19 protein-coding genes are annotated in these 22,874 nt (G+C 68.8%); 7 read left to right on the top strand and 12 right to left on the bottom strand.

Annotated elements, in window-relative coordinates; genetic code table 11:
• Complete coding sequence (locus tag ACLJRL_RS25640; protein WP_410658818.1) at positions 1-402, bottom strand: hypothetical protein; 402 nt, start codon at positions 400-402, stop codon at positions 1-3.
• Positions 403-553: 151 nt separating this feature from the next.
• Here ACLJRL_RS25640 and ACLJRL_RS25635 point away from each other — a divergent pair, with 151 nt between their 5' ends.
• A complete protein-coding gene (locus ACLJRL_RS25635) occupies positions 554-1,474 on the top strand; it encodes a trypsin-like serine peptidase (protein WP_410658817.1) in 921 nt (306 codons plus the stop codon).
• Positions 1,475-1,495: 21 nt separating this feature from the next.
• Here ACLJRL_RS25635 and ACLJRL_RS25630 read toward each other — a convergent pair whose 3' ends face one another.
• Positions 1,496-2,860 (bottom strand): alpha/beta fold hydrolase, encoded by a 1,365-nt coding sequence (locus ACLJRL_RS25630; protein WP_410658816.1) that lies wholly within the window; start codon positions 2,858-2,860, stop codon positions 1,496-1,498.
• 90 nt (positions 2,861-2,950) lie between these two features.
• Between ACLJRL_RS25630 and ACLJRL_RS25625 the strand changes: the two genes are divergently transcribed.
• Together ACLJRL_RS25625 and ACLJRL_RS25620 are read left to right on the top strand one after the other, a co-directional pair.
• Positions 2,951-3,964, top strand: coding sequence for a sensor histidine kinase (locus ACLJRL_RS25625; RefSeq protein WP_410658815.1), 1,014 nt, complete (start codon positions 2,951-2,953; stop codon positions 3,962-3,964).
• Entirely contained in the window at positions 3,961-4,590 is a 630-nt protein-coding gene (locus ACLJRL_RS25620; protein ID WP_410658814.1) for a response regulator, read from the top strand. Before ACLJRL_RS25625 ends, ACLJRL_RS25620 begins: the two co-directional genes overlap by 4 nt.
• 18 nt (positions 4,591-4,608) lie before the next feature.
• On the opposite strand, the gene ACLJRL_RS25615 is transcribed toward ACLJRL_RS25620, so the two are convergent.
• Together ACLJRL_RS25615 and ACLJRL_RS25610 are read right to left on the bottom strand one after the other, a co-directional pair.
• Entirely contained in the window at positions 4,609-9,174 is a 4,566-nt protein-coding gene (locus ACLJRL_RS25615; protein WP_410658813.1) for a DUF6531 domain-containing protein, read from the bottom strand.
• A 91-nt stretch (positions 9,175-9,265) separates the two neighbouring features.
• Positions 9,266-9,706: a hypothetical protein gene (locus tag ACLJRL_RS25610; RefSeq protein ID WP_410658812.1), complete on the bottom strand. Its 441-nt coding sequence runs from the start codon at positions 9,704-9,706 to the stop codon at positions 9,266-9,268.
• 220 nt (positions 9,707-9,926) lie between these two features.
• Between ACLJRL_RS25610 and ACLJRL_RS25605 the strand changes: the two genes are divergently transcribed.
• A complete protein-coding gene (locus tag ACLJRL_RS25605; RefSeq protein WP_410658811.1) occupies positions 9,927-10,712 on the top strand; it encodes a hypothetical protein in 786 nt (261 codons plus the stop codon).
• 12 nt (positions 10,713-10,724) lie between these two features.
• On the opposite strand, the gene ACLJRL_RS25600 is transcribed toward ACLJRL_RS25605, so the two are convergent.
• Entirely contained in the window at positions 10,725-11,096 is a 372-nt protein-coding gene (locus ACLJRL_RS25600) for a hypothetical protein (protein ID WP_410658810.1), read from the bottom strand.
• 15 nt (positions 11,097-11,111) lie between these two features.
• On the bottom strand, positions 11,112-12,119 hold the full coding sequence (locus tag ACLJRL_RS25595) for a helix-turn-helix transcriptional regulator (RefSeq protein WP_410658809.1): 1,008 nt from the start codon (positions 12,117-12,119) through the stop codon (positions 11,112-11,114).
• 53 nt (positions 12,120-12,172) lie between these two features.
• Between ACLJRL_RS25595 and ACLJRL_RS25590 the strand changes: the two genes are divergently transcribed.
• Entirely contained in the window at positions 12,173-13,300 is a 1,128-nt protein-coding gene (locus ACLJRL_RS25590; RefSeq protein ID WP_410658808.1) for an epoxide hydrolase family protein, read from the top strand.
• A gap of 111 nt (positions 13,301-13,411) precedes the next feature.
• Positions 13,412-14,179 carry a class I SAM-dependent methyltransferase gene (locus ACLJRL_RS25585; protein WP_410658807.1) on the top strand — a complete coding sequence of 256 codons (768 nt, stop codon included), beginning with the start codon at positions 13,412-13,414 and terminating at the stop codon, positions 14,177-14,179.
• A gap of 104 nt (positions 14,180-14,283) precedes the next feature.
• Here ACLJRL_RS25585 and ACLJRL_RS25580 read toward each other — a convergent pair whose 3' ends face one another.
• The 4 genes from ACLJRL_RS25580 to ACLJRL_RS25565 form a co-directional block, all read right to left on the bottom strand.
• Entirely contained in the window at positions 14,284-16,533 is a 2,250-nt protein-coding gene (locus ACLJRL_RS25580) for a PQQ-dependent sugar dehydrogenase (protein ID WP_410659054.1), read from the bottom strand.
• A gap of 640 nt (positions 16,534-17,173) precedes the next feature.
• Positions 17,174-17,677 (bottom strand): hypothetical protein, encoded by a 504-nt coding sequence (locus tag ACLJRL_RS25575; protein WP_410658806.1) that lies wholly within the window; start codon positions 17,675-17,677, stop codon positions 17,174-17,176.
• Entirely contained in the window at positions 17,674-18,702 is a 1,029-nt protein-coding gene (locus ACLJRL_RS25570; RefSeq protein WP_410658805.1) for an MFS transporter, read from the bottom strand. Before ACLJRL_RS25570 ends, ACLJRL_RS25575 begins: the two co-directional genes overlap by 4 nt.
• 193 nt (positions 18,703-18,895) lie before the next feature.
• On the bottom strand, positions 18,896-19,900 hold the full coding sequence (locus ACLJRL_RS25565) for a teichoic acid biosynthesis protein C (RefSeq protein ID WP_410658804.1): 1,005 nt from the start codon (positions 19,898-19,900) through the stop codon (positions 18,896-18,898).
• 327 nt (positions 19,901-20,227) lie between these two features.
• Here ACLJRL_RS25565 and ACLJRL_RS25560 point away from each other — a divergent pair, with 327 nt between their 5' ends.
• Positions 20,228-21,499, top strand: coding sequence for a hypothetical protein (locus tag ACLJRL_RS25560; protein WP_410658803.1), 1,272 nt, complete (start codon positions 20,228-20,230; stop codon positions 21,497-21,499).
• Positions 21,500-21,505: 6 nt separating this feature from the next.
• Here ACLJRL_RS25560 and ACLJRL_RS25555 read toward each other — a convergent pair whose 3' ends face one another.
• Together ACLJRL_RS25555 and ACLJRL_RS25550 are read right to left on the bottom strand one after the other, a co-directional pair.
• Positions 21,506-22,408, bottom strand: coding sequence for a hypothetical protein (locus tag ACLJRL_RS25555; protein ID WP_410658802.1), 903 nt, complete (start codon positions 22,406-22,408; stop codon positions 21,506-21,508).
• Entirely contained in the window at positions 22,405-22,806 is a 402-nt protein-coding gene (locus ACLJRL_RS25550; RefSeq protein ID WP_410658801.1) for a hypothetical protein, read from the bottom strand. Before ACLJRL_RS25550 ends, ACLJRL_RS25555 begins: the two co-directional genes overlap by 4 nt.
• Positions 22,807-22,874: the final 68 nt, after the last annotated feature.

The raw sequence follows: 22,874 nt of genomic DNA, 5'->3' as shown, positions 1-22,874 counted from the left end.
TCAGAACCCGAACAGCACCCGCGGTACCTCGTGCTTGTCCGGCCACGTCAGCCAGGCCACATCGGTCGGGCCGATGGCGTAGTCGGCCAAGCGCCAGGACCGCGGGTCGTTGTCGGCACTCTCGTCGTCGGCCTTCTTGAGCAGGATGACGTAGACATCGGACATCGTGCCGTCGGCTCGGCGTGCCTCGTAGGCGGTGCCGGCGTAGTACGGACGCTCGCCGTCGGTGCCGTGCATCCTCCCGCGCAGGAACACCCAAGGCCCGATGCGGTCGAAGTGTTCCACCTCCACCTGGACACGATCGCCGAACGCCTTATGGAGCCGCGCGGTGGCGGCTTCGAAAATCGCCTCCCGGACCGACGTGTCGAAGCCCAGCGACTCCGGGAAAGACTGTGCGTGCATCAAGCTACCTCCCACTAGCGGCAGCGATCCGGTCGAGGAAGTGACCGCATCGGCTGGCCCCGGTGATGCTACCGCTTCGGATGAGTCCAGTCCTGGCTTCGGGGCAGGCGAACAACCTCTCCGGAGGCCGGAACGTCCACTGTGTATGGACTTGAAGAAGCCGCGCCTGCGGAACGCAGTTCACCGGGTCGTCGCTTTGGCGGCGGGTCTCAGCGCCGCTTCGGTGATCGTGGCCGCTCCGGCGGCCGCCGCCGACGATCAGGTGGTGACCGTGGTGAGCGAGGCCGACCGGGCCGCGGCGCTGGCTCATTGGACACCGGAACGCATGCGTCAATGGGTGGGCGAGGAGTGGCTGCCGCCGGCCGAGAAGATCGGCCGTGCATGGGAGGGGCCGGTGCCCGCGGGGGTCGGGCGGCTGTTCTTCACCGCCGAACCCGGCGTCGACGGATCCTGCACGGCGACGGTGGTTCCCAGTTCCAGCAAGGATGTCGCCCTCACCGCCGGGCACTGCGTGAACGGCGGGCTGGACCGGTTCGACAATCCGATCAAGATCGTCAACGTCGTGTTCGTCCCGGGCTACGACCATGGCGCCGCGCCGCACGGGGTGTTCCCGGCCCGCGCCTTCGCCTGGTCGGCCACTTATTCGGGTCCGATGAGCGGGGTGGCCGACGACGCGGTGATCGCATTGGACCCGGTCGGCGGTCACCACGCCGCCGACGTCGCGGGCACCCAGGACATCTCGTTCGAGGAGCTACCGTCCCTTGTGGACGCGAACATCCTCGGCTACCCCGTCTCGCGAGCGGCCGGCGGTGAGGCGTTGTTCTCCTGTGCGCGGCCCGCGAGCCTGGAGGTGAACTCGGTCAGCACGACCTGGAACACGGATTGCGACCTGGCAGGCGGTTCCAGCGGTGGTCCGTGGCTGCGGAACTTCGACCCCGTCACTGGCAAGGGAACCCTTTTCAGCGTCACGAGCCGGGGAACGATGACCGAGGACGGCGTGACCAAGGACCTGAGCGGCGCCGCTCTGACAGAGCCCGTCCGGAAGCTGTACGAGCGAGCCGGGGAGCTCTGAGCGGAGACGGCGCCGAGGGGGTCAGGTACAGGTGGGGTCGGCGGGCGGGAGCGCGCGGGTGGTGATGTAGCGGCTGACATGGTCGATGACGCACGGGTTGGCCATGGCGAAGAAGAGGTTGTGGCCGGGCCCGTCGAAGTCGATGGTGCGGCTGCCGGGTACCTGGGCGGTGACCCGTGCGGTGGCGGCGCGGTCCAGCCAGGTCCCCGCGCCCAGGATCGGGGGCAGGATCCGGGGCAGGGGCGTCGGCGGGTTGGCCACCGGCGCGGGCCAGCCCGTGCAGGTGGTCGGCAGGTGCCAGGCGAGCGGGAACGCGGCGCCGGAGTTCGGGGCGATCCGGCGCAGCCTCTCGGTCGTGCGAGCCAGCTGCCGCTGGTCGGTGGGCCGCGGATAGTCGAGGCATTCCTTCACCCCGCCGCCCGGCAGGCCTGGGTACGGGTCGCGGCTCCGGGGAACGAATCCGGTGGCGTCTCCGCCCTCGGCAGCGGTGATGGCGGCGGCCAGCTCGCCCCAGTGGGCGGGGCCGCTCCTGGACTTCTGGAACGCGAGTGCCTGCAGCTGAGTCCCGTCGTACCGCGCGTTCGCTTGGGGGGCGGGGACGGGCTCTCGGTCGGCCTTGGCGACCAGTGCGCGCCAGCGCTGGTCCAGGCCCGGCTCGGCCTGGTCGAAGAACCGTTTCAGCTGGCGCTCCATGTCGGTGGCGACGGTCTCCAGCTCCCGCTCCCAGTCGCGTGCGCCGTGGTTCCCGGTGCCGTCGATGTACATCGTCCGCAACCGCTGCGGGAACTGCCGGGCGTAGGCCTGCGCGATGACCCCGCCGTAGGAGGTGCCGATGAAGTTCATCGACTTCTCCCCGAGCGCCACGCGGATCGCTTCGGCGTCGCGGGCGTCGCTGCCGGAGTCCATGTGGTCGAACAGATCCGGATCGGTCTCCCGGCACTTCTCGCCCCGGGCCCGGTTGGCCTGTGCGAGCCCGTCGAACTCGGCCTGGGTCTTCGGGATCGGCGGGGTGCGCAGGACTCCCCAGTCACAGGCCAGAACCGGGCTGCTGAGCCCCGGATAACCCCGCGGGTCCCAGGTGACGACGTCCATCGACTGCCGGATCTTGTCGAAGACCAGCGGCCGGGACCGCATGATGGCGATCTGGTCGCCCTGCGGACCACCGAAGTTGGCGAGCACCGAGCCCTTCTTCGCGCCGGTGGCCGGCAGGCGCGCGACCTTGAGGGTGATCCGCCGCCCACCCGGTTCGGCGAGGGGAACGGCGAGATCGGCGCACTGCGCCGCGACCGCGCCGCTGTCCGGGCAAGGCCGCCAGTCCAGTGCCTGTGGTGCCTGGACCGGTGCTGGCGGTGCGAGCATGGCAAGCGCCAGAAGGATTTTCAGCATGCGGCCAGGCTAGGAACCACCACACCGGACGGTCTGCTCGCGAAAGTCGTTCCGGCTGTTCACGAAAGTGGTCCGCCTATCCTGAGCAACATGGCTCGGGTAGGGGTACTTGTCGCCGTCATCGCGATCGACTGGGTGAGCGGGGCGAGCTGGAACTTGCTCGCGTACGCCCTGCTGGCCGCGCTCGTCATGACCGTCTCCTCGCGCCTGCCCGTCGTGGCGTTCCTGCTCGCGGTGCCGACGGCGTTGGTGTCCGCGGGGGCGTTCGCCTTGCTGCTGTACACGAGCTACCAGGCCGGACACCGGATGGTCTCCCGGCGCGACCACGTCCTGATGCTCACCGGAGCCGTCGTCTATCTCGCCGCGCTGCTCCATCTCCTGCCGGTACCCACGTCGGCGAGCGAGCGGTGGCTCGTCCTGGCCCGTGTGATCGTGCTGGTGGGCCTGCCCGTGCTGGCCGGGCACCACATCCGCCGCGAGCGCCGGCTCCGCGCGGACCAGGAACGCCTGCGGGAGCGGCTGCGCATCGCCCGCGACATGCACGACTCCCTCGGCCAGTTGCTCAGCGTCGTGTCGATCCAGGCCGCGGCGCTGGAGGTGTCGCAGCTTCCCCCGGACCAGCGGTCGAGAGTGCGCACCCTCGCGAAGGCGACGCGTTCGGCCGTGGACGAACTGCACACCGTCGTGGCCGCCCTGCGGACCGAGCCGCCGGGCCTGGAGCGGATCGACGACGTGGTCACGCAGTTCCGGCAAGCAGGTGTCACGATCGCCGTCGAGCGCTCGGGCACCGCCCGCCCGCTCGCGGGCACGGCGATGAGCCACGCGGCTTACCGGGTGTGCCAAGAAGGTCTCACCAACGCCGTCAAACACGCGCCGGGCGAGCCGGTGGTCATCTCCTTCGACTGGCAACCGGACGCGTTGCTGCTGAACGTGACCAATCCTGTGGGCGGACAAGAGAATCCCAGCTCCGGAACCGGGATTCTCGGACTGGCAGAACGGGTCGCCGCGGCGGGCGGGCTGCTTCGCGCCCACGTCGAACGGGACGAGTTCCGGCTCGTGGCGATGCTTCCCCTGACGGTCGAGCCACGGGAGGTGACCGCGTGATCAGGGTGCTGATCGCCGATGACGAGCCGCTGATCACCGCCGGCATCCGAGCGGTACTGGAGTCCACAAAGGACATCGAGGTGGTCGCTTGTGCCGGCAACGGCCACGAGGCCGTCGAGGCGACGCGCAGGCACCGGGTGGACGTCGCGCTGCTCGACATCGCCATGCCGGTCATGGACGGTTTGGCCGCGGCCGCCCGGATGGCGGGAACCCGGGTGATGATGTTGACGGCTTTCGGCGACGAAGAGAACGTCCGGCGGGCACTCGACCGCGGAGTCGCCGGATTCGTCCTCAAGAACTGCGAGCCCGACGAGCTGATCCGCGGCGTCCGGGCCGTCCATGCGGGACAGGCGTTCCTGTCACCCGCGGTGACCCAGCTGGTGCTCGCCTTGGTTCCCCGGGGAGAGGACGGCCACCGGCGCGAGGCGGCCGGTAGGCTCGCCGCTCTTTCCCCTCGGGAGAACGAGATCCTCGCCCTGGTCGCCGAAGGACTGTCCAACGCGGAGGTCGGCGACCGGGTGCACATGAGCGAGGCCACGATCAAGACCTACGTCAGCCGCATTCTCCGCAAACTCGGCTGCTCCAACAGGGTTCAGGCCGCGATGCTCGTCCGCGACGCCGTCTGAGGCGGTGGCGTGCTCGTCTCAGTCGGTATGCCGATAGGGACGTGTGTGGCCGGTTTCGGCGTTGTGCTTGGTGATGTTGTCGATACCACCTGCGTGAAGCCTCGGGTACTCGGTCACCTTCCATACGTTGTCCTCGCGGCGGTGCGGGTAGATGTCGTGCTCCTTGCCCGGCCAGCTGGGGAAGACGACGTGAGTGTCCTTGTTGGAGTTCTTGGCGAAGGTTTCGGAGACGTGGTCCCATTTCTCTTGGACGAGCGGCTTGTTCGGGTCGTCGGGCTTGTTGATCCAGCCGGGCATCCGCACGCCGTTGTCCCGGAGGGTCCCTTCGAGCGTGTTACCGCCGTTTTGTTTCGCGATCGCGGTGGCCTTGTCCTCGACCGAGCCGAGGTACTCGTCGGCTTCCCCGCGTTTGCGCTTCATGGTGCCGCCGGACCAGAAGAAATGCTTGTCGGCCTTCAGCATGTCGTCGAGTTTCGGCTTGAACTTGTCGAACTCCTCTTTGGACATCTTGTCGACGCGGTATTGGTGCCCCCTCGGGCTCCTTCGCGGTGGCCGCTGCTGTCCCCTCGCGCCGACCGGCTGGGGCCGCGTCTGCCTGCCCGGCCCGCTCCTGCCGCAGCGGCCGGTGAGGCCGAGCGGGTCGCCGGTGAGCAGTGGCTGCTCGACATAGCCGACGGGGTTGGGCGCGGCGGCGAGCCCGAGCGGGTCCTGGCTGAGGTAGCGCGTGGTCTGGGGGTCGTAGTACCGGAAGACGTTGTAGTGCAGCCCGGTCTCCTCGTCGCGGTGCTGGCCGGGGAACGCCAGCGGCATCGTCGCGGTGTCGGCGCCGGGCAGGGGCACGCCCCAGAAGCTGCTGCGGTCCTGCCAGACCAGCGCGCCCTTTTCGTCGAGCAACTCGGTCGGTGTTCCCGCGGGCGACGTGATCACGGCACGGAACAGGGCCTCGTCGACGGCGCCGGTGTGCTCGATCTGCACGACGGGGCGATCGTCGTCATAACGTTCCCAGGTGAGGAACCGGGTGGACCCGTCGGCGGGGTCGTGTTCCATCCGCTCGACGAGGTTCATCTCGCTCCACAGGAAGCGGACATCGAGGGTGAGCTCGGGGTCGCCGTCCGGGCCGGTCGTCCAGCGGCGCTTGGCGAACCGACGTCCGAGCGGGTCGTAGTGGTAGGTCCAGAGCGCGCCGTCGGAGGTGCGCGCGGAGCGCAGCCGGTCGAGGTGGTCCCACTCGTAGACACACGATCGGTCGGCGTCGCGCCGGCCGGTGACCCTGCCCTGCTCGTCGGCGCCGTACTGGGTTTCGCCGATGGAGACGAGCTGGTTGCGCAGGTAGGTCCGCGGTCCCGGCAGCGACGGCGTCACCGCCGAGGTGATGTTGCCCGCCGCGTCGTGGGTGAACCGTTCGACGCCGGCGGGCCCGCGCGCCTCGCTGACCCGGCCGGCGTTGTCGAAGGAAAGCAGCCAGGGCCGGATCGCGTCGCCGACCGCGGCGAGCCTGCCGTCCGGGCGGTAGCCGTAGGTGCGGAGCCCGACGCCCGCGATGTCCTCTTCGGCGAGCCGGTCTTCCGCGTCGAAGCGCCGCCGGAGCACCACGGTGCCGTCGACGCTGCGCGTGATCTCCCGTTCGGCGTCGTCGTAGGCGAATTCGACTTCGTGGCCGGCGATCCGCACGGACCGTGGCAGGCCCGACCCGGTGAAGCGCCACTCACTGTCCACTCCGGACGATGTGCGGCGGACGAGCGACTCGCCGTCGTGGCGCCAGCACACGCCGAGCCCGTTGATCGTGTCGACGACTATCCGGTCATCGCCGTCACGGAGGATCTCGGCTCGCGACTCGGCGTTCTCGGCGACGGTCAACCTGCCGAGCGCGTCGTACTGGTACTGCGTGAGGCCGTCAGGGGTACGCCGTCGCACGATGTTGCCCTGGAGGTCGTAGTCGTACTCGGTCGCTTGGCCCAGGCCGTTGGTCATCCGGCGCAGCTGCCCCGCCGCGTCGTAGGCGTAGGTGATCGGGCGACCGTCGTAGTCGATCTCCTCGACGAGCCTGCCGGCGGCGTCGTGGACGTACTGCCAGGTAAAGCCGCTCGGGTTCGTCACCGAGGTGAGCCGCAGCTCGCCGTCGTAGGTGAAGAGCGTGCGCGCACCCGCGGCGTCGGTCTCCTCCATGACGAGGCCGAACGGGCCGTACTTGCGGCGCCGCGCGGCGCCCGCCGCGTCGCGGTGCTCGACGACCTGGCCTTCCGCGTCGTGCACCCACGTCTCGCGATCGCCGTTCGGGCCGAGCCGCCAGGCACGGCGGCCGTCGGTCGTCCAGCCGAGCTTCGCCGTGGCGCCGGAAGCCGTGTGCACGAGGCGAGGGCGGCCGAACAGGTCGCGATCGCCGGGGCGAGCCGTCCGGTCCGTCACGGGGTCGTCGTCGAGCGGGTCGGGCGCGTCGGGGACGTCCACCGCCATCCCGGCGCCGGTGAGGGTGGTGGCCGGGTCGAACACGGGGACCACCCGCTCGATTTCGAGTTCGCCGTCGCCGGCCCGCAGCCGTACCTCGCCGTCGGTGGCCGGTGCTACCCGCACCGTGGCTCCGCCGGGGCGGGTGACGGCCACCAGTTCGCCGTCTTCGCCGTACTCGAAGCCGGTCTCCCGGCCGAGTTCGTCCACTTGGGACAGTAGTTCGTCGCGCCGGTTCCAGGCGTAGCGCCGGGAGTTGCCCAGCGGGTCGAGGCGTTCGACCACCTGCTTGGCGTCGTTGAGGCGGTACGTCCACGTGTGGCCGACGGCGTCGGTGTGCCGGGTCGTGCCGGGCTCGTAGACGAACGTCGCGTTGTAGTAACCGTTCGCGCCCACGGCACGGACGCAGCGGCCGTCGTCGTCGTAGACGTAGCGGTACCAGGTGCCCGTGCGGTCCTGCCAGCCGACGAGCCGGTGGCCGAAGTCGTAGTCGAGTGCCATGGGGCGGCCGGCGAAGTCGGTGACGGTGCTCAGCTGGCCGTGCCGGTTGTACGAGTAGCGCACCAGCGGTGCCTGCTCCGGAGCCCCGAGCGCGACGATCCGCCCGTTCGCCGTGCTGATCGCGAGCTCGACGCCGTCGTCACGGCGGAGCTTCGTGGGCGTGCCGTCATCGGCGTAGTCGAGTTCGGTGCGGCCGCCGCCCTGCTCGATGGCCGTGAGCGGCAGGATGCCTCCGGTGCCGGCGAAATGCAGCTGTCGATCGCCGATCGACAGCCGGTAGCCGTCCGGCGTGCGGTGCAGCCGGTGGCGCGGGCCCTGCACCGGCAGCACGGGTTCCCTTGCGGGGACGGGATAGTCGAGCACCATGCCGTCTTCGGAATAGAACCGGATCCGGTCGCCCTCGAACTCCAACCGCTGGTCCAAAGTGGACGTCCATGATGGACCGAACCATCGGCCGGCCCGGTAGGACGACAGATGCGTGCGGGAGATCTCCAGGTCCGCCGCTTCTCCGGGCAGTGTCACGTCGACCTGGGTCATGACGACCTCGCCGCTCGCGACGTCCACAGGGTCACCGCAGTAGGTCTTGGAATCCGGTGACCCCGAGCGGTCGCCGTCGCCGTTCTTCTTGGTGGTGTCGTTGCCGGCGCCGCCCCGGTCGCGGGTGCCGCCGTTGCCGGTGCCGCTGGCGTTCGTCTGGTCGTTGTCGTTCTTGGTGGTGTTCTTGTCGTTGGTGTTGTTGCCACCCTTGTCGGAGCCGCCGTCGTGCTTGCCGTTGCCGTCGGCACCGGAGGTGGTGGTCGACTCGTCGTCCTTGTCCTTCTTGGTGTCGAGACCGCGGTCGCCGTCGCCCTTGGTCTTGACGGGCGGCGGGGCGTCCACCTTGCCGCCCTGGATCTTGCGCATCGCCTTGGCGGCGTCGTCGAAGAGCGTGTCGGCTTTCTTGAGCAGCGGCATCAGGGCCTTGAGCGCCTTGACGAGCTTGGTGGTGATGTCGGCGATCTTCGAGGCTGTCTTGGCGACCGCGGTCACGACCTGCGGCACCACCCAGGTCAGGCCGATGCCGAGGGTGAACAGCACTTGCAGCGCCCAGCTGATGAGGTGCCCGATGAGTTCGGCGATGATGTCGCGGACGAGGGTGCGGACGGCGGCGACGACTTCGCCCGCGGTCTTGACTCCGCTGGAGGCGCCTTCGCAGCCCTTCTGCGCGGCGGTGAGGACGTCGACCATGTCCTTGGTCCGCCCCCGGTACTGGTCGGCGGCGTCCCCGGTCCACGACTGCAGATCGGCCTCGACCATGCCGGACAGATCCGTGCCGATGGCGCCGAGTTCCTTGGCGGCGTTGGACCAGGTTTCGGCCTGTGACTTGATCTGATCCGCGTCACCGGTCAGGGCGTCGAGTGCGTCCGAGAGCGGGCCGACGTGTTCCAGCAGCCACCCCACACCCGCGGCGAGGATCGACCCGAAGGGATCCATGGCCATCGAAAGCGCGTCGAGAGCCGTCCCGACGGCGCCCATCGCGACCGCGGCCCAGTCGCCTTTCTCGATACCCTCTTTGAGATCGTTCGCCGACTCCAGCAACGGAACACCGGAGTGGCCCTTGGTGGAGTCCTGACGTTCGGCGATCAGCGGATTCACCACGATGCCTTTTTACCATCGCTGAGAGCGCTTCCCCTACTACGCGGGGGAGATCATGCCCGCCGAACCGGGAGACGGGTACCGAAGGGCACGGTCAGCGGCGGCCGGCGGCCAGGATGACGAGGAACTGGCCGCCACCCGGCTCGATGGCGGCGGTCACCGGCAGTCCCGGTACCAGCCGGGAGAACCGGTCCACCAGCCAGTCCGCCGCTTCTTGCGCGTCCTGCTTGGTCGGGCAGCGGGCCACCATTTCGCGGCCTCCCTTGCGCTCCAGCCGTCCGGCGACGGTGATCAGCGGCGCGGGTTCGACCACGTGCAGGCTGTCCGGCCAGGCGATGACCACCTTGACCGCGCCCTTGCGGGTGTTGCACCCGCGGTGCGCGAGCCGCTCGGCGATCTTGGCCTTCCGGTCGGCGGTCCGGCTGTCGACACTGGGCCCTCGCGGGTCGTTCACCGACATGTCGGGGTCGACCGGTTCGTCGCACACCCAGCAGCGCCAGCCGTCGCGCTCGGCCACATCATCGAGAAGGCTCACCCGAGCAAACTAGCCTGCCCGGCCGCCGGGCTTCCACCCAGTGTCGTCCGTCTGAACACGCTCACCGTCCGTCTGGACACGCGTGTCGTCTCTCCAGTCACGCGAAACCGCCGCCTGCGCACCGGCCGGCGGAACCGCCAACGTGGCAGCATCACCCGTGCAGAGTCCCGGTCGACCGGACGGCGGCCGGGGCGATTCCGAGGGAACGGTTGACGGGTTGATGAACTGGTTCCAACGCGCGTCCCGCGAGGCTCCGGTGGTGGAGGCCGATGTCGTCGCGTGGACGGGGGCGACCTACGGGTGGCGGCACGCGCGGCGGCGGGTGGCCGACGCCGGGGACGCGTTCCACGTGTCGACCCAGGCGGACGGGGTCTTCGACGGGACCGCGCAGACGGCGTACGGCGGGCTGACGGTGCTGGTGCTGAAAAGCACCGGCGAGTACTGGAGCATCGGCTCGTTCCCGGACGCCCAGCCCGTCCTCCATGCGACCACCGAAGCGCGGATACGTGAGCTGCTACCGAATGCGCACAAGTCCTCGGCACGCCCGGAGGGCAGGGTTCCCGCGAGTGGCGAGAGCGAGCCAGATCCATGGCAGTCGCCGGGGCTGTCGGAGTCGGACGTGGTCAGGTGGGCCGGTGAGAGCCACGGGCACCTGAACGCGCGGCGCAGGGTGTCCGACCACGGTGAGGTGTATCTGGTCTCGACGCAGGACGACGCGGTGCTCGAAGGCCGGGTACCGGCGACGGCGGGCGCCCTGACCGTGGTGGTCCTGAAGCGGACGGGCGAGTACTGGCGCGTCGGCTCGTTCCCGGACGCGCGGCCCGTGCTGATGGCGACGACCGAGGCGGAGCTGCGTCGCCTCTTGCCGCAGGCGCATCTGGACCCGGCGCGGCCGGAGGGCTGGGTCGAGCCGACCGGTCCGGAGCAGCCGGAAGACTGGTCGTATGAGGAGCACCAGGCCGATTTCGGGCCGTTGCCCGGCTATCAGGTGAATCCGGACGCCTGAGTTCCGCGTTCGTCAGGGCACGAGGTCGGCCAGGCCTGCGCGGCGCAGGGCTTCCCGCACCGCGTGGGAACCCGCCCGCTGATTGTTCGACTCGTTGGCGTCGGCCGGGTGCGGCGACACCCGGTTCACCGTGACCTCGATCGGAGGCAACGCGCCGAAGTGCGCGCGCAGCTCGTCGTCGATGCCGATCCGCACGTTCGTCACGCAGAAGTCGGCCAGTTCCTGGTCCTCGTTCGGTGGCGTCGCGTCGACGAACTGGTAGTCCGATGCCGCGGCGATGTCGATGAAGGCGAGCATGACTCCGCCGCAGTTTCCCGGCGACCCGACTCGGACGTTCACACCGGTGATCGGCAGGGCCGCGAGAAACGTGTCGAGAGCGGACATGGTCGCCATAGTGCCTCACCCGGCGGCGCGGAGGTAGCGCTCGCCGAGCGCCCGGACGTGCTCGACCAGGCCGGGCGGCTCAGTGACGTGGAAGTCGAGACCGAGCATTCCGACGTAGACCGCGATGATCTCCAGGCTGTCCCCACCGGTCACGAGTACCGACGTCGACTCGTCCACCGCCTCGACCACGCCGACGGCCGGGTTGATCCGCGCCAGCACATCCTGCGCGGGCGCGAGCACGGTGACCCGGACGTGCACCTTCCAGCCCGCGGTGGCCACATCGCGCAGGACGAAACTCGTGTAGTCCCCGCCCGGCAACGGATTCGGCGTGAAGCGGCGGTTGGTCGCCATCCGCAGCGAGATCCAGTCGACCCGGTACGTGTGCCACTCGCCGGTCTCCGGGCCCCGTGCGACGAGGTACCAGTGCCGTTCCCAGCTCACCAGCCGGTACGGCTCCACCAGCACCGGCCACTCCCCGAACGGTGCCGAGGTGTCGTTGCGCCGCGGCGCGTCGTCCTCGCGTTCCGGGGCCCGGTAGTCGAACCGGAGCAGCTCCGAGTCCCGGACGGCCGCCGCGATGGTCGTCAGCACCGCCGCGTCCACCACCGGATCGGCCACGTTGGTACCGGTGTTCGCCGGGCCTTCCGTGACCGCTTCGTGCACCGCGGTCACCTGCCGCCTCAGCCGGTGGGGCAGCACCTGTTCGAGTTTCGTCAACGCCCGCGCGGCGCTCTCTTCGATACCCGTGACCCCGCGGCCGGCCCGCAGCCCGATCGCGACCGCCACCGCTTCCTCGTCGTCGAGCAGCAACGGCGGCAGCTTCGCCCCGGCGCCCATGCGGTAGTACCCGGTGGGCCCGCGCACGGCCTCGATCGGATAGCCCAGCTCGCGCAGCCGATCGATGTCCTTGCGGATCGTCCGCCCGCTGACGTCCAGCCGTTCGGCCAGCTCAGAGCCCGGCCACGCCGGTCGTGACTGCAGCAGGGCCAGCAGGGCGAGCAGCCGGGACGAAGTTTCCAACATCGAGGAATTATATAGGAAGCTAATGGGCCTATATACCTCCTAGAGTCTGTTTTATGACGAACAACAGCGAGATCCGCCCCTTCCGCATCGAGGTCCCCCAGGCCGACCTGGACGACCTCAACGAGCGCCTCGCCCGGACGAGGCTGCCGCAGCCGGCTCCCACCGACGACTGGGAGTACGGCACCCCGAACAGCTATCTCGGCGAGACCGTCGACTACTGGCGGACGAAGTTCGACTGGAGCGCGCAGGAAGCGCGGATGAACGAGTTCCCCCACTACCTGACCGAGATCGACGGGCAGAACGTCCACTTCATCCACGTTCCGTCCCAAGAGGACAACTCGACCCCGTTGTTGCTGCTGCACACCTATCCGGGCTCGTTCGCCGACTTCCTAGATCTGATCGGCCCGCTCACCGACCCGGTCGCGCACGGTGGTGACGCCGCTGACGCGTTCTCGGTCGTGGTGCCGTCGATCCCCGGCTTCGGCTACAGCATGCCGCTCACCGGCCGCGGCTGGACCATGCGGAAGGCGGCGGAGACGTTCGACAAGCTGATGCGACGTCTCGGGTACGACTCGTACGGCTCGCACGGTAGCGACGGCGGCGCGATGATCTCCCGCGAGCTCGGGCTCATGCAGCCGGAGGGCTTCCTCGGCCTGCACGTGCTGCAGCTCTTCTCCTTCCCCTCAGGCGACCCGGCGGAGTTCGAGAAGCTCCAGCCGGAGGACTACGCCGCGCTCCAGCACCTCGAGTGGTTCCAGTCCGTCGGCGGCTACAACCAGATGAACGCGACGCGCCCGCAGACCATCGGGGCCGCCGTCGCCGATTCGCCGGTCGGGCAGCTCGCGTACAGCGAACTGTTCAACAACTTCGGCAACGGGACGAGTCTCGTCACGACGGACCAGATCCTGACCCAGGTCTCGCTTTACTGGTTCACGAACACCCAGGCGACCGCCGGCCGCTACCACTACGAAGAGGCGAAGGCGGGGCACGAGCCGGCGGTGAACCCGTCGCGCACCGGTGTCGCGGTCTTCTCGGACGACTTCAAGACGATCCGGACCTTCGCCGAGCGGGACAACTCGAACATCGTGCACTGGTCGGAGTTCCCCGACGGCGGGCACTTCGCGGCGATGGAGCGCCCGGACGTCCTCGCCGAGGACCTGCGGACGTTCTTCCGCTCCTGACCGGGCATCGGCCACCTGCCACGACGGCAGGTGGCCGGCCGTTCGCTACGGTTGGCCGGCCCGCTCGCCGAAGCCGTTGCCGTGCGAGGGCTGACCACAGGGGGTTGACGGATGAGCGAGACGCTGGACGAGACTGTCGCGCGCGTGATGGCCGGAGTGAACACCACGATCGCCGACGGCGACAGCATGTTCGCCGGCAACAACACCGAGCACTACTTCAGCGTGTCCAAGGACGCGTTGCGCGCGGTACTCGCCGCCCTGCAGGTCACCGGACGGCCGGAACCCCAGCGGCTACTGGACTTCGGGTGCGGCTACGGCCGAGTGCTGCGCTCGCTGCACGCGGCCTTCCCGTCGACCGAGCTGATCGCGTGCGACATGGACCCGGCGGCGCTGGCGAGCTGCGCCGAGGCGTTCGGCGCGCGGGCGGTCATCGGCGCCCCGGACGTCGACCACATCGAGCAGGTCACCGACGTGGACCTGCTCTGGTGCGGTTCGGTGCTCACCCATCTCGATGCCCCGAATTGGGGCCCGCTGCTGCGCTACTTTTCGCGCGCGCTGGCTCCCGGCGGTGTCGCGGTGGTCACCACGCACGGCCGCCGGATGGCGATGCGCGCCGAGGCGGGCAAGGACTACGGACTGGACGCGCGTGCCACCGACCGCGTGCTCGCCGCGTACAAGGCCTGCGGTTTCGGCTACAACGACTACGCCGGCAACGACGGGTACGGCATCTCGCTCAGCTCGCCAGGCTGGGCGGTGCAACGCGCGCTGGAAGCGCCCGACCTGCGCCTCGCCGGGTACGACGAGGCCGCGTGGGATCGCCATCAGGACGTGATGGTTCTGGTCAAGGACGCCAACGCGACGCTGAAGGCGGACCTGTGAGCCACGGCCGATTCTCCTGGTGAGACAACACGAAAACCGCCCCACCTTGGCAAAGTGGCCAAGGCGGGGCGGTTCTTCGTGAGGGTGGAGCTCAAGGCGACGGTTCAGCAGGGCTGCAACAGCCAGCAGAGCCGGTACTTCGCCTGGTAGGTGGTGGACGTGCCCGGCGCGACGATGTTCTGTGTCCGCGCGCCGCCGTGCGCCCAGCCGGTGTAGGCGTACTTCAGGTTGAGCGGGGGCAGGTTCTGCGGGCTGTTCGCGCTGATCGAGTTGGTGGATCCGGCGATCACCGTCCGGGAGAACGGCGTGCGCTGCTGGGTTCCGCCGACGGTGAGCATCGCCTGATCGGGGCTGGAGGCGAAGTTCAGCGTGACCGTCTTCGGCTGGAGGTCGACGGTCTTGGAGCCGGTGCGGCCACTCGAGTCGGTCGCGGTGAGGGTCAGCTGAAGGTACGACGGGTACTCGTGGTCCGGCGCGACGAACGAGCCGGACGCGACGCCGGGGTAGTCCTGGACGTTGTGCGTGTGGCAGGTGCCGTTGGCCGCGCAGTGCCGGATCGCGAGCCGCCAAGACAGCGCCGACGCCGGTAGCTGGCCGTCCTGGGCGTCGACCGCGCGTCCGGAGAACGGCACCGTCTGGCCGACCGACCAGGTCAGCGTCCCGGTCGGGTTGTCGATGACCGGCACCGGATCGAGGCCCTGGGGGTTGCCGACGGTCACCCGCACCGTCGTGGTCGCGCTCGCCCCTGGGGAGTCCGTCACCCGCAGTCCGACGTCGACGGCGGCGGCCGTCGTGTAGGTCCAAGTCGGACGGGAGACCGCGGAGTCGTCATAGGCACCGTCGGCGTCGAGATCCCAGGCGTAGGACAGGGTGTCCCCGACGTCCGGGTCGGTGGAGCCGGTGCCGTCGAACTGGACCGTCAGCGGCGCCGGCCCGCTCGGCGGGGTCGCCGTGGCCACCGCGACCGGCGGCCGGTTGGCGCCGCCGGGATGGCTCACGCGACGGAGTTCGCCGCTGCCCAGCGCGACGTAGAACAGGTCGCCACCCGGACCGGTGAGCACCTGCACCGGAATGTTGACGCCGGTCACGAACGGCACCAGACGGGTCGCGCTCGGCTGGCCGCCGACGGTCTGCATGGCCCAGATGCACCCCCGCGAGGAGTCGGCGAAGAACAGCGCGCCGGAGTACGCGGCGGGATAGTTGCTCCCGGACTCGAAGGCGATGCCGCTGATCGAAGAGCCGCCGGTGGGACAGGCATCGCCCGCCACCACTTTGGCACCGTGGTTGTAGGCGTAGTACGGCGCGGATTGCCCGCCGGAGGTGTACAGCGACTCGCACCGGTTGAGGTTCGCGCCGTCGTAACCGGCCTGCCGGGCGCCGCCCTCGTAACAGGGCCAGCCGAAGTTCTCCGCCACACCGTCGCCGACGTCGGCGACGCGGTTGATCTCCTCCCAGGTGTCCCAGCCGACGTCGCCGGCCCACAGCTCACTGGTGCCCGGCCGGAAGCCGAACCGGAACTGGTTCCGCGCTCCGTAGGCGATCACGCGCCGGGCGTTGGCGTCGGCGCTGCTCGCGAAGGGGTTGCCTGCCACGCCTTCGCCGGTGTCGGGGTTAATGCGCAGCAACGTGCCGTTGAGCAGCACGGGCTGCCCGGCGGGCCGTCGCGGCGACTGCGAACGCAGCGCGCCGCCTTCGGCCGTCGGCGGCGCGAGGTTCGTCCCGGCGGGCGAGGGCGGATCGGCGCAGGGATTCTCGACCTGGCCGTAGTCGGTGAAGTTGAAGCTGGCACCGTCACCGCCGCCCGCGTACAGCGCGCCGTCCGGTCCGAAGGCGAGAGAGCCGATCGAGTGGCTGGGGTACTGCTGGCACCAGCCCGTGACCAGCGGCTTCTCGCTGACGGCAGTACCGGCGGCACCCATGGTCAGCTGCGAGACGCGGCCGGTGACGACGCAACCCTTGTCAGTGGCGCCCGGTGGGGTCGGGCAGGCGTCACCCCATCTCGGCGAGGGACCGCCGGGCACCGCGTCGAGGGTGTAGGAGACGTAGACATACGGCCTGGTGGGGAAGGCGGGATCGACCGCCAGCCCGAGCAGACCGCGGTCCCAGAAGTCCTGGGTCTGCGGACGCAGGTCGGCGAAGACCGTCGGCGTCGTATCGGTGAGCGAGTCGAAAACCTTGACCAGGCCGCTCTTCTCGGCGATGAACACCCGGCCGTCCGGCGCGAACGCGGTGGACGTCGGCGAACTGAGCCCGCCGATCACCACCGTGTCGGTGAAACCGGCGGGCACCGCGGCTTCGGCGGGCGCCGCGGCGACGAGCGCGACCGCGAGGGCGCCGACGAGCGGCCCGACCACCCCCGCCGCCAGCGCTCGCCTTGATCTTCGGGGAAACAGTGCTCTTGGTGAGAACAGTGCTTTTCGCGGGGACAACGGACGACGAGAACCCATCACACGAACTCCTCCTGCGCAGGGACCGGAAAGAACGCGACACCTCACCCGTAGGGCGCAAGGAGATCGAAAGTTGTTACGGGGCTGACAGAAATGCGCACAAATCGCTATAGACACGCCGGGCCGCGGGCTTTTGTAACGGGTAGGCAACGCCGGCGGGGACCCGGGCAACTTCGGCCGGCTGGTGGCGTGATCTGCCGATGCCGCCGGGTGCGACGGGCGGAGCGGTGTGGGCCACGGGCTCGAACGGCTACCTGGCCGGTCAGGTAGCCGACGGAAAGTTGCTGCTCTGGCGCAACGATGAACTCGTCGACGTGAACGCTCCGGTCAGCACGTCCATCAGCGTTGCCGACGATGTCGCGATCGGCATCGACAACGCGGGCACCGTGGTGACCGAGAAGGGGCTGGTGTGGTCACCCGACGGGACCACCCGTCGGCTCGCTGGTTCTCCCGACCTCCAAATCCAGTGGGACACCACGGGGACCTTGGTGCACCGGTACGAGGCGCAAGATGAAGCCCAGGCCACATGGCCTGGGCTTCTTCGTGTTCAGGCGCGCCGGTGGCCTGGCAGACCCCCGGCAGGCAAGGCGGTCAGCAGCACAACCGCTCCGAGGAGTGCGATGACCGCGATCCAGCCCGCGCCGACGTGCATGGCATGGATGAACGCATCGTCGGCAGCCTGAGCAAGAGCGGGCCGGTGGAGGGCGGTGGCGACGTGGCGGGCCTGTTCGGCGGAAACTCCCGCCTGATCCCGCATCGGACCGGGTACACCCTCCAGCGAAGGTTCGATCGCACGCCGGTACACGATCGACATGATCGAGCCGCCTACCGCGATTCCGATCACGCTGCCGGTTTGCCGCACGGTGTTGGTGACGGCCGATCCCGCACCGGCCTGATCCAACGGCAGGTCGCTGATCAAGGCGGCCGTAACGGGGCCGATCACCATGCCGATCGAGAGACCTTGGATCAGCAACAGGATCTCGATCCAGACCAGGGGAGTCTGCAGTCCGAGGAACCCGTACCCGCCCATGGTCAGCGCGGCCACGGTCAACGCCGGCACGGTGACAAGACGGAGCGACAGGCGGCGAACCAGGCGCGAGGCAAGGGCGCCCCCGCGAGCGCGCCGAGTGCGGTCGGGACAGTGGCCAAACCCGCCTCCATCGGCGAAAACCCGAGCGCGCCTTGCAGGTAGAACGCGTTGTAGAAGGTGATGGCTGCTACGGCGAAGAGCAGCAATCCAAGCGCCACATTGCCGCCACCGAAGGCGCGTTGCGCGAGCAGTCGCGGATCGAAGCTGGGCACCTTGATACGCAGTTCGACGAGTACGAAAACGGCCAGCAGAACGAGGCCGACCACGATCGGCGCCCAGACATCGGGACTACTCCACGCAGCCACCTGCCCCGCCCGGATCAGTCCGTAGGCCAACGCCGCGAGCCCACTGATCGACAGCACCATTCCAGCGGGGTCCCATGGTCGCGGAGTGGGGCTGCGGAAATTCGGAACCAGCATGACGAGCCCGGCCAAGGCCAAGGCCGCGACCGGAACATTGATCAGAAAGACCGAGCCCCACCGGAAATGATCGAGCAGGAACCCCGCCAGTACCGGTCCGGCAGCCATTCCGACACCGGCCGACGTCGAGAAAATGCCGATCGCGGCAGCCCGCGCGGGACCGGTGAAGGTCCACATGAGGATGGCCAACATGGCGGGCGTGATCAGCGCGCTGCCCACCCCCATCACAGCTCGAGCCGCGATAAGCTGGCCCGGATCGCTTGCGTACGCCGCCCACAGCGAGGACCCGGCGAAAATCACCAAGCCACTGGAAAACACCGTCCGGTGACCGAACCGATCGCCCAAGGCACCTGCGGTGAACATCAAGGTGGCGAAGGTCAGGGTGTACGAACCGGTCGCCCATTGCAGCTCACTGGGATCGGCCCCCAATCCGCGGACCGGGTCGGAAAGGGTCTCCAGCGTGGTACTCAGGACGGTATTGTCCAGCCAGATCAGCAGCGAACAAACCATGAGAACGGAAAGAATCAACCGCTGCCTTGACTTCGGCAACGTTGCAGGCGCGGTCATGAACACCTTCGGATATCGATCGGTGGGAACCGAGCGACCATAAGCAAGCGTTCACGACGCTGTCAAGCTTGGTGTTTCTTGTCAAAACTGTTGCAGCCGAAGGAAATACATGCCCTCGGTCGAATTTGCGGACCGAACAATTTTATGCCCTCGGGTGGATTTGCGCATTGAAGAATTTCGTGCCTACCTGGCCTCAGTCGATGAGGACGTTCTTGTAGAACAGGTTCGCGTAGCGGTTGGGATGGTCCATGCTGCTGCGCGAACCGAAACCCATGTACAACCGAGTCTCCCCGGCGAGACTCCGGTAGATCCCGAGGCCCTCCGGCTCACGGAACACGAGCGACTTCCCGGCCTTGGTCAGCGCGCGGCTCTTCACCTTGCCGGTGTTCATGTCGATGCACGTGACGTAGGAGTTGATGTCGGCGGGGTTCGCGTGGCCCGTACCGTCCAATGTGTACAGATACTGGCCGTAGATGGTATATCCCTGAAAGGTCACCGGATTGTCGGCCAGCGCGGGCTGCGCGAAGTGCGCCAGCGGTGCGCTGAAGTCGCCGGCGGCGGCGCGCGCGAGTGGATAGACACTGATGAACAGCTTGCCGCCTTCCTTGCGGCGTACCGCGATCCGCTTGGTGATCGGATCGGTGGCACAGGTGATCGTGTCGCTGCCGGTGAGGAACTTCTTCACGGACGGCGTGCCACCGTTGACGAACTTGAACCTGGCCAACGCGGTCCCTCGGCCGGCGCCGGTGGGCCCGTCCGAGTCGCATTCCATCCAGATGTAGGAGTCGGTGCCCACCGGTTCGACGCCGATCGACACACCGTGCCCGGCGTTGCTGAGATGCATCGAGCCCTGGATCTCCCCGGAGAAGTTGACCTGGGTGACGCACAGGTCGTCCCCGGTCCCGCCATTGCGGGCGTTCACGATGAAGATGCGCACGTTCTGGTTGTCGAAGGCGAAGCCCTGCATCACGTGATGCGACTCGTGCAGGATCTTGCTGCGGAACTCGTCGTAGGACGGCTCGGTGAGATTGAAACGCTGGGATACCGGCAACGCGGTGATCGCCGCCGAAGCCGGCCCGGCGAACATCGCGCCGGCGCCCAGAAGCGCCGTCGTCGCGGCGAGACCACCACCGGTACGCAGCAGCGAACGTCGAGAGAACGGGGATCCGACGACATCAGGGTGCACTTGCTCCGGCATGAGCACTCGCCTTCGTTGGGTTTCGCGGTCCGATCGAAGATTCGTCAAGCTCGTACAAGATTCATACAAGTGGGCCGCGAACCTGGTCCGGCTGACCCCGCGTCGTGGCGGTGGCCGAGTGAGCGCAGTGCCGGTTGCTGCGGGACACGCCCCCTCGTCTCCTTTCCTTGATATCCCTCGGCGCGAGCGCGCGTTTCGCGCACCTGCCCTGCTTCCGCATCACGGCACCTTGGTGAAACGGGGAGACCTGCAACGCGGTCGGGGCCGCCGCTGAGCTTTCTCCGGTAACGCCGGGACTCACCGGCTGATCTCCGATACGTTGGGTGCATGCCTGCTTACACCTTCCTCGTCCAGGTGTTCCCGGTCCGGGGGTCGGACTGGGCGACCCTGCGGGAGGCCCACACTGGCGCTCCCCTCGCGGGCACCTTCGGCGTCGTGGACGTGCCGGAGAACGAGCTGGCGGACGCGGCCGAGCAGGCCCTACGGCGAGTGGCGAGCATGGGGCTCAAGGCCCGTGTCACCTTCTGGGAAGGCCGCAAGGCCAACGACAAGCTGTATTCCACCGACGCGTTCTGCGAGTTCCGCGACGACGGTACGGTCCTGGACACGGCGGCGATCCGCCAAGGCTTGACCGCCGATCCGCCGCGACCTTCACCGACAGTACGGCCGGACTGCCCGCACGCACCTCACGACGGCTCGTGCGGGCACGCAGGCCGGTGCGCGTTCGTCCACCACGGCAAGGATTGCAACGCGGTTCGCCCGGTGTGCCCGGCCTGCTTCGACGAGCAGCGGCCGGGCGCGGTGGCGGACATCGTGGCCTTGATCCGGCGCGAAGGCGACTTGGTGCTGCGGTGCTCGTCCTGCGAACGGCTCTCCTTCTCCTTCGACGCCGAACTGGTCTGTGACACCTGCGCATGGCTGGTGCCGTACGTGAACGAGGAACTGGAGGACCGGTTCGCCGGCAACGGCGGCGACTTCGACCCGCCCCCGGGTTCCTGCCCCGGTTGCGCGCAGCAGCTGCCGCGCCCCGCCGGTCCGTTCTCGTTCCACTGCCCGAAGTGCGGGTCGAGCGTCAACCTCACGCTGGACTCGGTCAAGCCCGGCAGCACCATCTCGACCATGTGTCCGAACCGGGACTGCGGGCACTACATCACGCTGCCGCCGAGCATCTGGTGCCAGGAGTGCGGACAGCACCTGCGCTCGCCGGAGGTCATGCTGAAGGTGATCCTGGGCGCCAACGATCCCGTGACGGCGTCGCCGGGCAACGCCCGGGACGACGAGACCACCAAGTTGGCCAAGCGGCTGGCCGCGGCGGCCGAGTCGAGCGTGCGGCAGTACGCATACCTGACCGACGAGCAGAAGCAACTGGTGCTGGACGAAAGATTCCTGGACTCGATGGCGTTCTCGGCCGAGCCGCTGGAGGACTGGATCCGCGACGTGGCCGAGATCAGGGCCGCCGGGCACAAGCTCAACGGCAAGGGCGGTATCCGAGCAATGCGGGAAGTGCACCAGCGGGTGCTGGAACTCGGCCGGGACTACCGGAACGCGGCCCGGCACATCGAGATGTATTGGGACCGCATCGGCGACTGGCTGCACTGACCGCCGTCACGTCAGTGGGAGGTCCTTGCGCCGCAGCAGCGCGTTGATCTCCTGGCCGGTCTCGGCACCGAGCGGATTCGGACACGGGACGCGCAACCGCTCGGCCAGCGTCTCGCCGTAGAGGTCGCACGCGGACTCCACCAGCTCGCACAGGTTCCTGGTGGCGTCGCGCGCCTGCCGAATGCCGGTGACCGCGATGACGGCCGCGATGAGTAGCGCGGGTCCCCAGAACAACCCGACGACGCCGTAGAACACCGACCACGCAACGGTTGTGCTCGCTTCCTTGTACGCGAGCTGGGCCACAGCGATGTCACCGCGGAGCGTCTCGGGCACGATCGTCCACAGCCGCGGCCACACGACCGTCAGGTCGAGGCCGTACGCGCGGCGGACCCGGAGGCCGGTCGCGAACCACCGGTCGCCGATCCACGTCGGCCGTTCCGGTGGTTCGAGGCCGATCGAGTCGCGGCGGGCCAACGCGCGGCTGTACTCGGGCCCGATCGTGGTGGCGGAATCGGCGATGGTGTTCAGGGCGTCGAGCCGGACCTGGTTCGCGGCGCGGTTGACCGCCGCCCACCGGCGTATGCGCCACTGCCGCAGCCACCGGGCCGGCACCAGGCGCCCGGGCGACGTCCAGGCCCGGCGGAGCACCACCGCAAGACCGATCGCGGCGAGCCCGGCCACCGCACCGCCACCCGACACGGCTGCGATCAGCAGCCCGGCCTGTGCCGTAGAACGTTGCCCCGCAAGGCTTTTCGCCAGTGGTTCGACCGCGTGCGGATCGATCGCGTGTGCCCAGCCCAACTGTGTGGCTACCACCGCGCAGCTCAACCAGAGCAGGCCCGGAAGCAGCAGGCGCGTGAGCCACCGATCGACGATCTTCCCGCCGAGCTGTTCGAGGAAGGCGATCACCTGCTGTCCACCGAGATCCAGGTCAACGAGTCACCGGTGACCGCGCACGTTTGCACGTTGCCCGGGTCGGTGGCCGGGTGGACGCGGCCGCATCGGTGGGTGTGCGGACACCGCCAGCCGGTAATGGCGCGGAACTCCGGCAGACCGCCTGGCAGCGGACGGAACTCGCGTGTCGGATGGGTGACCCCGTCCACTCCGGCGGCCACGGCGGCCTGCTCCACGGCGTCGAGCAGCGCGATCATCAGTTGCGGAGAACCGGCTTTGACGGCCTCGGCCAGCTCGTCCCAGCCCTCGCCGGGGAAGCCCCCGAGTTCGAGCTCGTCGCGCAGTTCGGTGTCCGATTCGAGGGTGGCGCAGAGTTGGCCGACCCGCCGCAGCACTGGCGTGAGATCCTCCATGTCATGATCCTCGCACGCTTGTGGGCCTGATGGACGAGAACGAAGAGAGCCTCCGCGGATCTGTCATG

Source organism: Amycolatopsis sp. lyj-112 (assembly GCF_046549055.1).
Classification (GTDB): domain Bacteria; phylum Actinomycetota; class Actinomycetes; order Mycobacteriales; family Pseudonocardiaceae; genus Amycolatopsis.
This window is presented reverse-complemented; position numbering and strand designations above follow the sequence as displayed.

Bases quoted from the DNA above. Each gene is read 5' to 3' on its own strand.
- ACLJRL_RS25640 (WP_410658818.1), bottom strand. From the start codon at position 402: ATGCACGCACAGTCTTTCCCGGAGTCGCTGGGCTTCGACACGTCGGTC.
- ACLJRL_RS25630 (WP_410658816.1), bottom strand. From the start codon at position 2,860: ATGCTGAAAATCCTTCTGGCGCTTGCCATGCTCGCACCGCCAGCACCG.
- ACLJRL_RS25625 (WP_410658815.1), top strand. From the start codon at position 2,951: ATGGCTCGGGTAGGGGTACTTGTCGCCGTCATCGCGATCGACTGGGTG.
- ACLJRL_RS25605 (WP_410658811.1), top strand. From the start codon at position 9,927: ATGAACTGGTTCCAACGCGCGTCCCGCGAGGCTCCGGTGGTGGAGGCC.
- ACLJRL_RS25600 (WP_410658810.1), bottom strand. From the start codon at position 11,096: ATGTCCGCTCTCGACACGTTTCTCGCGGCCCTGCCGATCACCGGTGTG.
- ACLJRL_RS25595 (WP_410658809.1), bottom strand. From the start codon at position 12,119: ATGTTGGAAACTTCGTCCCGGCTGCTCGCCCTGCTGGCCCTGCTGCAG.
- ACLJRL_RS25590 (WP_410658808.1), top strand. From the start codon at position 12,173: ATGACGAACAACAGCGAGATCCGCCCCTTCCGCATCGAGGTCCCCCAG.
- ACLJRL_RS25585 (WP_410658807.1), top strand. From the start codon at position 13,412: ATGAGCGAGACGCTGGACGAGACTGTCGCGCGCGTGATGGCCGGAGTG.
- ACLJRL_RS25570 (WP_410658805.1), bottom strand. From the start codon at position 18,702: ATGACCGCGCCTGCAACGTTGCCGAAGTCAAGGCAGCGGTTGATTCTT.
- ACLJRL_RS25565 (WP_410658804.1), bottom strand. From the start codon at position 19,900: ATGCCGGAGCAAGTGCACCCTGATGTCGTCGGATCCCCGTTCTCTCGA.
- ACLJRL_RS25560 (WP_410658803.1), top strand. From the start codon at position 20,228: ATGCCTGCTTACACCTTCCTCGTCCAGGTGTTCCCGGTCCGGGGGTCG.
- ACLJRL_RS25550 (WP_410658801.1), bottom strand. From the start codon at position 22,806: ATGGAGGATCTCACGCCAGTGCTGCGGCGGGTCGGCCAACTCTGCGCC.